The following is a 12,720-nucleotide window of genomic DNA, read 5'->3' as shown; positions in this document are numbered from 1 at the left end:
CCCGCTTCCCGGCGAAGCGGCGGCTGCCTAGAGTGCGGCCATCGCCGGCGGAAGGCCGCTGGTGGCTTTCCCACGAGGCTGGTTTGGATCCCGATGTATTGGTCATCGGCGGCGGCAACGCCGCCCTGTGCGCCGCGCTCATGGCGCGCGAAGCCGGCGCCAGCGTGCTGCTGCTCGAAGCCGCACCACGCGCCTGGCGCGGCGGCAACTCCGCCCACACCCGCAACCTGCGCTGCATGCACGACGCGCCGCAGGACGTGCTGGTCGACGCCTACCCCGAAGAGGAGTACTGGCAGGACCTGCTCAAGGTCACCGGCGGCATCACCAACGAACACCTCGCGCGCCTCACCATCCGGGCGTCGTCCACCTGCCGCGACTGGATGCGACGCCACGGCGTGCACTTCCAGCCGCCGCTCTCTGGCGCCTTGCACGTGGCACGCACCAACGCCTTCTTCATGGGCGGCGGCAAGGCGCTCGTCAACGCCTACTACCGCAGCGCCGAACGCCTGGGCGTGCGGGTGCGCTACGAAGCGCGGGTGGAGCGCCTCGAGCTGAAGGACGGCCGCTTTGTCGCCGCGCTGCTGCGCAACGGCGAGCGCATCTCCGCGCGCGCCTGCGTGCTCGCGGCCGGGGGCTTCGAATCCAACCGCGACTGGTTGCGCGAGGCCTGGGGCCGGAACGAACGCGGCGAATGGCCGGCCGACAACTTCCTCATCCGCGGCACCGCCTTCAACCAGGGCGTGCTGCTCAAGCACCTCATCGACGACCACCAGGCCGACCGCATCGGCGACCCCACGCAGGCGCACATGGTCGCCATCGACGCGCGTGCGCCGCTCTACGACGGCGGCATCTGCACGCGCATCGACTGCGTGTCGCTCGGCGTGGTGGTGAACCGCGAGGCGCGCCGCTTCTACGACGAAGGCGAGGACTTCTGGCCCAAGCGCTACGCCATCTGGGGCCGCCTCGTGGCGCAACAACCCGGGCAGATCGCCTGGTCGATCATCGACAGCAAGGCCATCGGGCGCTTCATGCCGCCGGTGTTTCGCGGTGTGAAAGCACACAGCCTGCCCGAACTGGCTCGCCAGATCGGCCTGGACGAAGCCACCTTCATGCAGACCCTGAACGACTACAACGCCGCCTGCCGCGTGGGCCACTTCGACCACACCGCGCTCGACGACTGCCACACCGAGGGCGTGGCGCCCGCCAAGACGCACTGGGCCCGCCCCATCGACACGGGGCCCTTCTTCGCCTACGCGCTGCGGCCCGGCGTCACCTTCACTTATCTGGGCTTGAAGACCGACGACACCGCCGCCGTGCGCTTCAACGATCAGCCCAGCGACAACCTCTTCGTGGCCGGCGAGATGATGGCCGGCAACGTGCTCGGCAAGGGCTACACGGCGGGGGTGGGCATGTCCATCGGCACCGCCTTCGGGCGCATCGCGGGCACCCGGGCCGCTGCTGCTGCGTTGAAGCTGGGGGCGCAACATGCAGGCGCTTGAAGCCCTCGCGCGTGACGCGCGCGCCCTGGCCCAGGGCGACCCGGTGCCGGCGACGAGCGCAGAGGCCGAGGTCGCGCGCCAACTGCAGATCTGCAACGCCTGCCGCTATTGCGAAGGCTTCTGTGCCGTCTTCCCCGCGATGACGCGGCGCCTGGAGTTCCCCAAGGCCGACGTGCACTTCCTCGCCAACCTGTGCCACAACTGCGGCGCCTGCCTGCACGCCTGCCAGTACGCGCCGCCGCACGACTTCGCCGTCAACATCCCGCAGGCCATGCCCCAGGTGCGCGGCCAGACGTATGCCGACTACGCCTGGCCGCCCGCGCTTGGCAAGCTCTACCGGCGCAACGGTCTGGTGCTGTCGGTGGCGCTGGCCATCGGCCTCGCGCTGTTCCTGCTGCTGGCCGCGGCCACGCAAGGTTCGCTGTGGGCCGACGCGCCGCGCGGCGACTTCTACCGCGTGTTCCCCCACAACTTGCTCGTGTCCCTCTTCCTGCCCGTGTTCGCCTTCGTGGTGTTCGCGCTGGGCATGGGCGTGCGCCGCTTCTGGCGTGAGATCAAACCCGTGACCGGTGGTGTGGACGTGCAGGCCCCCGCCGCCGCCGAGGCCACGCACGACGTGCTGCGCCTGAAGTACCTGGACGGCGGCCACGGCGAGGGCTGTCACAACGAGGACGACGCCTACACCCTCTCGCGGCGGCGCTTCCATCACCTCACCTTCTACGGCTTCCTGCTGTGCTTCGCGGCCACGAGCGTGGGCACGCTGTACCACTACCTCTTCGGCTGGGTCGCGCCGTACGACTTTCCGAGCCTGCCCAAACTGCTCGGCGGCACGGGCGGGCTCATGCTGTTGGCGGGCACGGCCGGCCTGTGGTGCCTGAACCGTCGGCGCAACCCCTCGCACGGCGACCTGGCGCAAAAGCCCATGGACCTGGGTTTCATCGCGCTGCTCTTCCTCACCAGCCTGACGGGCCTGCTGCTGTGGTGGGGGCGTGGAACGCCCGCGATGACGGTGCTGCTGTGCGCGCACCTGGGCGCGGTGATGGCGCTGTTCGCGACGCTGCCCTACGGCAAGTTCGCGCATGGGGTGTTCCGCACGGCGGCGCTGCTGCGGCACGCGGTGGAGAAGCGGCTGCCGAACCCGGTGGGGCTGGGGGCGGATTGAACGGGTACCGATGAGTGCGGGCCGGGCGTGGTCCCGTGCTTCACGCTCGCTTCCCTGCCTTCGACGCTGTTGCCGCACCCCCTTGCGCTTGCCTGATCCTCTTCACCTCTTGCCCGATCCTGGTTCACGCGGTCGACGCCTGCGTGCGCTCCCCTTAGAGTCGCGCCATGGCCAAGATCGACCGCTCCCCCGATGCACCGGCATTCGCCATGACCGCCGACATCGCCCCTAGCATCGCCGCCATGCGCCCGGTGGTGGAACGGCATGCCACGCACGACGGCTTCTTTCCCACGCCCGTGCCGGGCCTGCAGCTCATCCGCGCCAGCGCGCCCAGCGAACCGCTCAGCGTGATGTACCGCCCCTCGCTGTGCCTGCTGCTGGCCGGTCGCAAGCGCGTGTTCCTGAGCGACCAGGTCACCGAGTACGGTGAGCACTGCCACCTCGTCGTCTCGCAGGACCTGCCCCTCCTCGGCCAGGTCATCGAGGCCACGGCGGAAGACCCCTACCTCTGCCTGCACCTGCGCATCGAACAGGCGGAAGTCAGCCAGATGGTGCTGGACCACGGCCTGCCGCGCGAGCCGGTCGGGACCGGCGCGCCCGCCGCGCGCGGCCTGTACACCGAGCCGTCCACGCTGCCCCTGGTCGACGCTTTGCTGCGACTCGTGCAGTTGCTTGACACGCCCGGCGACGTGGCCGCGCTCGCGCCCTTGATCCGCCGCGAGATCCTGTACCGGCTGCTGTCCTCCCCCAACGGCTGGCGCATCGCGCGCACCGCCCAGGCGGACTCCGGCGACCAGCGCATCGCGCGTGTCATCGCCATCATGCGCGCGCGTTTTCGGGAGCCGCTCGGTGTGCCCGAGCTGGCCGACATCGCGCACCTGAGCCCCTCTGCCCTGCACCAGCACTTCAAGGCAGTGACCTCGCTCACGCCGCTGCAGTACCTGAAGCAACTGCGCCTGCAGGAGGCGCGCCGCCTGCTCGTCACCGCCGACATGGACGCCGCCTCCGTCGCCTTCGACATTGGCTACGAAAGCCCCTCGCAGTTCAGCCGCGAGTACGCGCGCCAGTTCGGCGAGCCCCCGCGGCGCGACAAGCAGCGCCTGATCGAAGCAGGCGCCTCGCGCTGGTTGTCATGACGCCAGTGCGCGCAGCGCGCACAAACGGGCAAGCGCTCACGGGTTTTGGGCAAGCCATCGGGCGCGTGGGCTCCTAGAGTGGGTGGCTTCAACAGCCACCTTTGAAGGAGCCCACTCGATGAACACCTCGATCACCTGGCGCGGACTGGGTCTGGCCCTCGCGGGCAGCGCCGCGCTGGCGGCCAGCGCGCACGCCAACCCCACGTCGCCCCCAACCGAGAACAGCGCCCGCTACGAGCGCGGCCTTCAGGTGCTGCGCGAGCTCAACAACGGCCAGTCCCAACCCGTGTTCGAGGCCATGCGCCAGGAATTTCCTTTCCTCGCCGAGAGCACGGCTTCGTATGCGCTGGGCGACGTCTGGGGCCGCACCGTGCTCGACCCCAAAACCCGGCAGCTGGCCGCCTCGGCCGCGTTTGCGGCACTGGGCCTGCGCGGCTTCTTCAAGACCCACGCCGGCTACGCGCTCAATCTGGGCGCCACGCCCGACGAGCTCAAGGAAATCGCCTACCTGATCACCGTTCCGGCCGGCTTCCCGCGCGCCATCGAAGCCTCGCAGACCCTGCAGGAACTTTTCAAGGAGCGCGGCCTGGCCACGGCACCCGCGGGCCGGCCATGAGCCGCGCGCGCGTGCGGCTGGCGTTGTCCTTCTTCGTCACGCTGCCCCTCTTCATCCTCTTGCCCTCTCTGCCCATGGCCCAACCACTGCCTCCAGCCATTCAGGTCCCCGGACAACCCGGTCCTGACGACCACGACGACCCCGCGCGCCATCCCTGGCTCGGCCTGTGGGCCACGGACGACGGATACATCCGCCACGAACTGCTGCCCAATGGCCGCTACGACGAAGAGCGGGGCGGAAGGAAGAGCGCGTACCGGGGGCGCTACTGGGTGCGCGGCGACCGCATCTGGTACGTGGACGACACGGGCTTCACGGCGGATGGGCGCTTCGTGGACGGGGTGTTCCACCACGGGGGCTACGTGTTTCGGCGGGTGGCGCGGTAGGGGACGGCGGCAGCCGGGCGCCGAACCCGCTCGGCCCAAGCCGGTCAATCCCGACAGTAGCCTTCCCCCGCGCGCACCGTCAGACAGTCCTTCTTCCCGGCCAGCCACTTCATGCCCGTCTGTTCGCCGTTGCTGGCGCGCAGGGCTTCGCGCTTGCCGTCGCGCTCGAACTCGATCGTGTCACCCCGGGACCTGCCCACGAAAGTGCGCGGCCCGTCCAGGTTGCGGACGGTGACCTCGTAGTGGCCGCTGCCGCCGGTGATGCGGACGAAGGTGCCCTCGGGGCCGTTCCACTGGCCGATCCATTGGTCGGTGGCAGGTGCTGGTGAGGGCGCCGGCGGCGTGGGGGACGGCTCGGGGGAGGCGGTGGGCGCGGGTGACGCCGTGGGGGCGGTGTCCCGGTCCCCACAGGCCGCGAGCGCCAGGGCCAGTGCAAGGCTCGCCGTCAGGTGCCAGGGCGATGAGGTGTTCATGGGGGCAGTGTGCCGTGGTGTCCGTCCGATGAGAAGCACCAGCCGTTGAGGCCGCAACTCGCTCCGTTGATTGCGCCCGCGCCCGGGTCTCGCGACCGCCCCCCCTAGACTGCCGCGCTTCGAGTGGCACAGCGCTTCTATGCTTGCTGTAGTGCTATTGTTTTCATAGGGAGGCGATCGAATGAACCGGTGTCATGGAACGGGATGGAATGCGGCTTTGGTCATGGCGGGCCTGGCCGCCAGCGGCGTGGCGCAAGCGGCCGACTTCACAGCCGCCAACGAGGCCGAGCTGATCACCGCGATCAACCAGGCCAACGCCAGCGCAGACCCGAGTTCCACGATCACCCTGACCGCCAACTTCACGGTCACGGGGGTGCTGCCGCCGATCCGCGGCAACGTGGCGGTCAATCCGGCCGGCAGCAACACGGCGGTGGAATCTGTCGGCGGGGCCGCGCTGACGTTCGAGGGCGGCGCGAGCTACGGAACCCTCGGCAATCTGCAGGTCGGCAACGCGGCGGGCACCACCGGGGCACTGACCGTGCAGGGTGCGGGCAGCGCCGTGCGGACCGTGTCGCTTCTGGGCAGCGCCGGGCAGGTCAACATCAGCGTGCTCGACGGCGGGCTGCTGACCGCAACGGGCCCGAGCGGCGTGCGGCTGGGAGGCACGTCGCCGACGGTGTCGGGCGGTGGTGTGGCGAACGTGCGCGTCAGCGGCGCTGGTTCGGCCTTCACCTCCGGCGTCGGCTTCGTCCACCAGCGCGGCACCCTGGAGGTGTCCAACGGCGGCACCGTCGAGGGCCGGGCGGCGGTCCATCTCGGGTCCATGCCGGGTGGCTTCACCGGGGTGGTGACCGGAGCCGGCTCGCGCCTGGCCTCCACCATCGCCACCATCAACCTCGGTGCCTCCGGCACGGCGACGCTGACCGTGACCGACGGGGCCCTGATCTCGGCCAACAGCGGCAACTCCGCCGTCAACCTGGCCGCCAACGCCGGCGGCTCCGCCGTGCTGAACATCGGTGGTGCCGCCGGCGCCGCCGCCGCGGCGCCGGGCACCGTTCTCGCCTCGGTCGTCAACGGCGGTCTCGGCACGGCGGTGCTCAACTTCAACCACAACGCCAGCGCCTACGGTTTCGCGCCCGCCATCACCGGCAGCACCAGCGTGAACCACGTCGGCAGCGGCGTGACGACGCTCACCGGTGCCAGCACCTACGGCGGCGCGACGAACATCACCGGCGGCACGCTGCGCGCGGGCGCGGTCAACGTGTTCAGCGCGGCATCGGCGCACACGGTCGGCGCTTCGGGCACGCTGGACGCCGGCGCTTTCAACCAGACCCTGAGCGCGCTGAACAACGCCGGCACGGTGTCGCTGGCGAGCGGCACGCTCACGGTGACGGGCGCCTACGTGGGCAATGGCGGCACCTTGCAGTTGGGCGGTGGCCGCCTGGTGCTCGATGGCGCGGGCGCCAGCGCCTCCGGCAACACGCTGCTGCGCATCACCCACTTCGATGCCCTGGGCGCCGAGACCACGGGCGACGGCATCGAGGTGATCACCGCCACCGGCGGGGCCACCACCACCGCGCAAACCACCAGGGACGCGTTCCGTCTGGCCAACGGCGTGGTGGGCGGTGGCGCCTACCAGTACCGCCTGGTCGCGGCCGACGCCAACGGCGCGGGCGAGAACTGGTACCTGCGCTCCGAGGGCTACCGCGCCGAGGTGGCGCTCTACGCGGTGGTGCCCGAGCAGTTCCGCGCGCTCGACATCGCCATGCTGGCCAACCGCCAGCAGCGCATGGGCGAGTTGCGCACCGCCATCGACGCGACGGCCGCGAGCGCCAGGCCTGGGGCCGCGTCTTCAGCGTGGACCGCGACATCGCCCAACAGGGCACCGTGAGCCCCACGAGCAACGGGCGCCTGAACGGCTTCCAGACCGGCACCGACCTGTGGGCCCACGCGAACTGGCGCGCCGGTCTCTACCTGGGCCAGCTCGAGGGCGACATGGCCGTGCGCGGCCAGGAAAGCGGTGCCGCAAATTACTCGTCGGGACGCAACGACCTGCGCAGCCAGTACCTGGGCGGCTACGCCACCTGGCAGCGCGACAGCCTGAGCCTGGACGCCGTGCTGCAACTGGGCCGCCACCGCTACACCGCCACGCCCGCCGAGGGCGAGTCCAGCGCGGGCAAGGGCGACAGCCTGATGGCCTCGCTGGAAGCGGTCCAGGGTTTCGCGCTCTCGCCGCGCTGGCAGATCGAACCGTCGGTGCAGGTGGCCTACCAGCACCTGAGCCTGGACGACACCGGCCTGAGCGGCGCCACGGTGCAGCAGGACACCGACGGCAGCTGGATCGTGCGCGCTGGCGTGCGCGTGAAGGGTCTGTTCAACGCCGGCCCGGGCGCCCTGCGCCCTTACGCCAGCTTCAACCTCTACAAGCGCAGCAACAGCACCGACGTGACGCGCTTCGCGGGCGGCGTGGGCGGCACGGACATCAGCAGCCGCACCGGTGGCAACAGCAGCGAATTGAGCCTGGGCGCGAGCTGGCAGCTCAGCCCGCGCACCAGCCTGTACGGCGAACTGAGCCAGCTCTGGGAACTGGGCGGGGACGCGCGCACGGACAGCGGCATCAGCGGCGGGGTGGGGGTGCGGGTGCTCTGGTAAACGCGCGGGGGCGCGTGGGCCTCTTGGTGGTGTGGGACGCGCGCTCTACAGCAACGCCGGGAACTTCTGCTTCGCGCGCTCCAGCTCCGGCAGCAGCTTCTCCAGGATGGTGGGCACGTCCATGCGGCTCGTGGCCACCGACAGGCTCATCGCCGCGATGGTGCGGCCGCGGCGATCGAGGATGGGCACCGCGATCGAGCGCAGGCCGATTTCCAGTTCCTGGTCGCACAGCGCGTAGCCCTGGCGCTGTGCCAGGTCCACCTGCTGCATCACCTTGGGCAGGCTGGTGATGGTCTTGACCGTGAGCGCGGGCCGGCCCATGCGGTTGAGCATGAAGCGCACCCAGTCGCGCGGCTGCCCGCCCAGCAGCACGCGGCCCGTGGCGCTGGCGTAGGCCGGCAGCCGCGCGCCCACGCCCAGCCCCACCGACAGGCTGCGTCGGTGCGTGGCGCGCGCAACGAAGACCGAGTCCTGCGAATCGAGCACCGCGATGGAGGCCGATTCCTTCGTGCGCTCGGCGGTGGTCTCCAGGATGGGCTGGGCCAGGCGCGTGAGCGCGTCCGACACGACGAAGGCCGAGCCCAGGCGCAAGGCGCGCGCGGCCAGTTGGAACTGGCGGCCGTCCTGCGTGGCGTAGCCCAGGTGGCACAGCGTGTGCAGCGAGCGGCGCACCGAGGCCTTGGTGTGACCCGTGACCTCGGCGAGCTGCGTGAGCGTGGCCGCACCGCGCAACTGACCGAAGGCCTCGATGATGGCCAGACCCTTCTCCAGCGCCATCACGTAGTCGCGCTCGGCGCGTTCGGCTGTGCCGTTCGTCACGTCCTGTTCGGTGATGCTGGGGAAAGTCTTGTTGGAAGTTCGCATAGCGCACATTTTGTGCGAATTCGTTGATGTGAATCAAGCACGCACCTAGACTGCGCCGCCGTGCCGGTGATTGGCCGACACGTTCCGACCACCCACGCAGAGGATTGACATGAACTCCCCACGATTCACACGACGCGCCCTTGCGGCGGCGTCGATCGCCGCCGGCCTGTGTGCCGCGCTGCCCCTGAGCGCCGTCGCCCAGTCGGGCGAATCGCCCAAGCTGCTTCGCCTGGTGGTGCCCTTCCCCGCGGGCGGCACCGCCGACGTGCTGCCGCGCGTGCTGGCCGAGAAGATGCGCGACGCTTACCCCGCCGGCATCGTGGTGGAGAACCGCACCGGCGCGGGCGGCAACATCGGTGGCGAGTTCGTGGCGCGCGCCGACGCCGACGGCAGCACCTTGCTGGTCTCGCCGCCCGGCCCGATCGCCATCAACCACCACCTCTACAAGACCATGCCGTTCGACCCCACCAAGTGGGTGCCGGTGACGGTGGTGGCCACGGTGCCCAACGTGCTGGGCGTGTCCAACCGCGTGCCGGCGAACAACCTCGCGGAGTTCATCGCCTACCTCAAGGCCAACCCCGACAAGGTGACTTACGCCTCGCAGGGCAACGGCTCCACCTCGCACCTCACGGCCAACCTGTTCATGCAGATCACCGGCACGCGCATGGTGCACATCCCCTACCGGGGAACGGCGCCCGCGCTCACCGACCTGGTCGGTGGCCAGGTGGACGTGTTCTTCGACAACATCGCCTCCTCGGCGCAATACCACCAGAGCAAGCGCATCAAGGTGCTGGCCGTGGCGGACGAGCGCCGCTCGAAGGCGCTGCCCGAGGTGCCGACCTTCGCCGAACTGAAGCTGCCCGACATGCAGGCCGTGACCTTCTTCAGCGTGGTCGCGCCGGCAGGCACGCCCGAGGCGGTGGCGGTGCAGATCCAGAAGCACTTCGCCGCTGCCATGGCCCTGCCCGACGTGCGCGAGAAGTTTGCCGCGCAAGGCGCCGAGCCGGGCGGCCAGACGCCGAAGCAGACGGGCGCCTTCATCAAGGCCGAGTCCGACAAATGGGCCCGCGTGATCAAGTCCGCCAACGTGACGCTCGAGTGACCGCCGACATGTCAGACGTGCAAGCCATTCACTGGGCCGACCGGCTCACCCGCGTGCCCTACGCGGTGTACGCGGACGACGAGGTCCACGCGCAGGAGCAGGAGCGCGTGTTCCGCGGCGCCACCTGGAACTACCTGTGCCTGGAAGCCGAGCTGCCCGAGGACGGCAGCTACCGCACCACCTTCGTGGGCGAGACGCCCGTGGTGGTGGTGCGCGACGCCGACGGCGAGGTGTACGCCTTCGAGAACCGCTGCGCGCACCGCGGCTCGCTGATCGCGCTGGAGAAATCGGGCAAGGCCGAAAGCTTCCAGTGCGTGTACCACGCCTGGAGCTACAACCGCCAGGGCGAGCTCACCGGCGTGGCCTTCGAGAAGGGCGTGAAGGGCCAGGGCGGCATGCCGCCGGACTTCTGCAAGGAAGAACACGGCCCGCGCAAGCTGCGCGTGGCCGTGTACTGCGGCCTGGTGTTCGGCAGCTTCAGCGACGACGTGCCGCCGATCGAGGAGTACCTGGGCGAGGACATCTGCGCGCGCATCGAGCGCGTGCTGCACAAGCCGGTGAAGGTCATCGGCCGCTTCACCCAGGCCCTGCCCAACGACTGGAAGCTCTACGTGGAGAACGTGCGCGACAGCTACCACGCGAGCCTGCTGCACCTGTTCTTCACCACCTTCGAGCTCAACCGCCTTTCGCAGAAGGGCGGCGTGATCGTGGACGAATCGGGCGGCAACCACGTCAGCTACTCGATGATCGACCCCGCGGCCAAAGACGAGTCGTACAAGGAGCAGGGCCTGCGCTCCGACCACGACCGCTACCGCCTGAAGGACCCGAGCGTGCTCGCGGGCTTCGACGAGTGGCCCGATGGCATCACGCTGCAGATCCTCTCGGTGTTTCCAGGCTTCGTGCTGCAGCAGATCCAGAACTGCCTGGCCGTGCGCCAGGTCGTTACCAAGGGCAAGGACCGCAGCGAGTTGCACTGGGTCTACCTGGGCTTCGAGGACGACACGCCCGAGCAACTGCGCGTGCGCCTGAAGCAATGCAACCTGGTGGGCCCGGCGGGCTTCATCTCCATGGAAGACGGCGCGGTGGGCGGCTTCGTGCAGCGCGGCATCGCCGGCGCGCGCGACCAGCAGGCCGTGGTGGCCATGGGCGGCGACGTGGTGGCCTCGGGCGAAGGCCGGGCCACCGAAACTTCGGTGCGTGGCTTCTGGAAGGCCTACCGCCAGCACATGGGGGTGGCGGCGTGATCGATCTGCTGAGCCTTGTGGCCTTTCACGCGGCCTACGCCGAGACCATCGACAGCGACCGCCTGGAGCAGTGGCCCGACTTCTTCGCGCCCGACGCGCACTACCGCATCACGCACGTGGAGAACGAGCAGCAGGGCCTGCCGGCCGGCATCGTCTGGGCCGACTCGCGCGCCATGCTGGAAGACCGCGTGGCCGCGCTGCGCGAGGCCAACATCTACGAGCGCCAGCGCTACCGCCACCTGCTGGGCGTGCCGCTGCTGGAAGCGGCCGACGAGCACACGGCGCGTGCCAGCACGCCCTTCATGGTGGCGCGCATCATGGCGCACGGCGAGACGCAGCTCTTCGCCACCGGTGTGTACCGCGACCGCTTCGTGCGGGTGGAGGGCAGGCTGCTGTTGGCCGAGCGCGTGGTGGTGTGCGACAGCACCGTCACCGACACGCTGATGGCGCTGCCGCTGTGAGCGCCCGGAGCGAGCGATGACATCGCGTGTGGCCCTGAGCCTGGGTGACCCGAACGGCGTCGGCCCGGAGATCGTGCTGAAGGCGCTGGCCGAACTGGCGCCGCAGGAACGCGAACGCCTCGTGGTCTACGGGCCGGACGAGGTGTTGCGCGCCACCGCGCAGGCCCTGGGCCTGCAGCACCTGCTGGTCGGCCTGGCGCAGGTGCACGTGGGTGGCCTGCCCGCCGGGGCGCACCAGCCCGGCCGCATCGACGCGGCGGCCGGCCGCAGCGCCGTGGCCAGCGCGAGCGCTGCCATCGAGGCCTGCCGCGCGGGCGAGGTGCAGGCCGTGGTGGCCGGGCCGCACCACGAGACCGCCATCGCGCAGGCGGGCATCCGCTTCAGCGGCTACCCCAGCCTCGTCGCGTCGGTGTGCGGGCAGAGCGAGGACGAGGTCTTCCTGCTGCTCATCGGCGGTGGCTTGCGCATCGTGCACGCCACATTGCACGAAAGCGTGGAGCGTGCGCTGTCGCGCCTGAACCCGGCGCTGGTGGTGGCCGCCGCGCAGGCCGGCGTGCGCGCCTGCCAACGCCTGGGCATCGCCGAGCCGCGCGTGGCGCTGTTCGGCTTGAACCCGCACGCGTCCGAGGGCGAGCTGTTCGGCCCGCACGACGCGCGCTGCACCGTGCCTGCGGCGCGCGCGCTGCGCGAGCAGGGCCTGGACGTGGGCGAACCGCAAGGCGCCGACGTGCTGCTGGCCGACCACGCGCGACGCCCGCACGACCTGTACGTGGCCATGTTCCACGACCAGGGCCACATCCCCATCAAGCTGCTCGCCCCGCAGGGCGCCAGCGCCCTGTCCATCGGCGCCGAGGTGCTGCTGGCCAGCACCGGCCACGGCAGCGCGATGGACATCGCCGGCACCGGCCAGGCGCGGCCCGACGCGCTGCTGCGCAGCCTGCGCCTGGTGCTGGGCCCAACGCCGGCCTGAACCCGCTTTCCTTCTTCGCATGACCCACCAGATCCACATCGCCGGCACCGACGTGTCCTTTCCCTGCGAGCCCGCGGACACCGTGCTCGACGCGGCACTGAAGGCCGGCATCGAGATGCCCTACTCCTGCCGCAAGGGCGTGTGCGGCAACTGCGCCG

14 protein-coding genes are annotated in these 12,720 nt (G+C 70.3%); 12 read left to right on the top strand and 2 right to left on the bottom strand.

The window, feature by feature from the left end; genetic code table 11:
- Window positions 1-83 precede the first annotated feature (83 nt).
- From tcuA to GTO19_RS21320, 5 genes are all read left to right on the top strand, one after another.
- Entirely contained in the window at window positions 84-1,499 is a 1,416-nt protein-coding gene (gene tcuA / locus GTO19_RS21340) for an FAD-dependent tricarballylate dehydrogenase TcuA (protein WP_291024694.1), read from the top strand.
- Window positions 1,486-2,661, top strand: a complete 1,176-nt coding sequence (tcuB, locus tag GTO19_RS21335; protein WP_291024691.1) for a tricarballylate utilization 4Fe-4S protein TcuB — start codon at window positions 1,486-1,488, stop codon at window positions 2,659-2,661. The genes tcuA and tcuB overlap by 14 nt, the downstream gene beginning before the upstream one ends.
- A 167-nt stretch (window positions 2,662-2,828) precedes the next feature.
- Complete coding sequence (locus GTO19_RS21330) at window positions 2,829-3,797, top strand: AraC family transcriptional regulator (RefSeq protein WP_291024689.1); 969 nt, start codon at window positions 2,829-2,831, stop codon at window positions 3,795-3,797.
- A gap of 118 nt (window positions 3,798-3,915) precedes the next feature.
- Window positions 3,916-4,413 carry a carboxymuconolactone decarboxylase family protein gene (locus GTO19_RS21325; protein ID WP_291024688.1) on the top strand — a complete coding sequence of 166 codons (498 nt, stop codon included), beginning with the start codon at window positions 3,916-3,918 and terminating at the stop codon, window positions 4,411-4,413.
- A complete protein-coding gene (locus GTO19_RS21320) occupies window positions 4,410-4,796 on the top strand; it encodes an Atu4866 domain-containing protein (protein WP_291024686.1) in 387 nt (128 codons plus the stop codon). Before GTO19_RS21325 ends, GTO19_RS21320 begins: the two co-directional genes overlap by 4 nt.
- A 44-nt stretch (window positions 4,797-4,840) precedes the next feature.
- On the opposite strand, the gene GTO19_RS21315 is transcribed toward GTO19_RS21320, so the two are convergent.
- Window positions 4,841-5,269, bottom strand: coding sequence for a hypothetical protein (locus GTO19_RS21315; protein WP_291024684.1), 429 nt, complete (start codon window positions 5,267-5,269; stop codon window positions 4,841-4,843).
- A gap of 223 nt (window positions 5,270-5,492) precedes the next feature.
- Between GTO19_RS21315 and GTO19_RS21310 the strand changes: the two genes are divergently transcribed.
- Both GTO19_RS21310 and GTO19_RS21305 read left to right on the top strand, forming a co-directional pair.
- Window positions 5,493-7,160: a hypothetical protein gene (locus tag GTO19_RS21310; protein ID WP_291024682.1), complete on the top strand. Its 1,668-nt coding sequence runs from the start codon at window positions 5,493-5,495 to the stop codon at window positions 7,158-7,160.
- Window positions 7,127-7,921, top strand: a complete 795-nt coding sequence (locus tag GTO19_RS21305; protein ID WP_291024680.1) for an autotransporter outer membrane beta-barrel domain-containing protein — start codon at window positions 7,127-7,129, stop codon at window positions 7,919-7,921. Before GTO19_RS21310 ends, GTO19_RS21305 begins: the two co-directional genes overlap by 34 nt.
- Before the next feature lie 45 nt (window positions 7,922-7,966).
- Here the strand turns inward: GTO19_RS21305 and GTO19_RS21300 are convergent, their stop codons facing one another.
- A complete protein-coding gene (locus tag GTO19_RS21300) occupies window positions 7,967-8,785 on the bottom strand; it encodes an IclR family transcriptional regulator C-terminal domain-containing protein (protein ID WP_291024678.1) in 819 nt (272 codons plus the stop codon).
- A gap of 109 nt (window positions 8,786-8,894) precedes the next feature.
- On the opposite strand from GTO19_RS21300, the gene GTO19_RS21295 reads away from it, so the two are divergent.
- The 5 genes from GTO19_RS21295 to GTO19_RS21275 all read left to right on the top strand — a co-directional run.
- A complete protein-coding gene (locus GTO19_RS21295) occupies window positions 8,895-9,887 on the top strand; it encodes a tripartite tricarboxylate transporter substrate binding protein (protein ID WP_291024676.1) in 993 nt (330 codons plus the stop codon).
- A gap of 8 nt (window positions 9,888-9,895) precedes the next feature.
- Window positions 9,896-11,131, top strand: coding sequence for an aromatic ring-hydroxylating dioxygenase subunit alpha (locus tag GTO19_RS21290; protein ID WP_291024674.1), 1,236 nt, complete (start codon window positions 9,896-9,898; stop codon window positions 11,129-11,131).
- The gene (locus GTO19_RS21285) at window positions 11,128-11,592 is read left to right on the top strand and encodes a nuclear transport factor 2 family protein (RefSeq protein WP_291024672.1); all 465 of its coding nucleotides are present in this window, start codon (window positions 11,128-11,130) and stop codon (window positions 11,590-11,592) included. The genes GTO19_RS21290 and GTO19_RS21285 overlap by 4 nt, the downstream gene beginning before the upstream one ends.
- Window positions 11,593-11,608: 16 nt before the next feature.
- On the top strand, window positions 11,609-12,562 hold the full coding sequence (locus GTO19_RS21280) for a 4-hydroxythreonine-4-phosphate dehydrogenase PdxA (RefSeq protein ID WP_291024670.1): 954 nt from the start codon (window positions 11,609-11,611) through the stop codon (window positions 12,560-12,562).
- A 19-nt stretch (window positions 12,563-12,581) separates the two neighbouring features.
- Window positions 12,582-12,720, top strand: a 139-nt coding sequence (locus tag GTO19_RS21275) for a 2Fe-2S iron-sulfur cluster-binding protein (RefSeq protein WP_291024928.1), incomplete at its 3' end; no start/stop codon positions are given.

Origin of the sequence: Hydrogenophaga sp., from assembly GCF_011772445.1 — a bacterium.
GTDB lineage: Bacteria > Pseudomonadota > Gammaproteobacteria > Burkholderiales > Burkholderiaceae_C > Hydrogenophaga.
The sequence above is the reverse complement of the archived record's forward strand: the minus strand, read 5'-3'. Positions and strand labels throughout refer to the sequence as shown.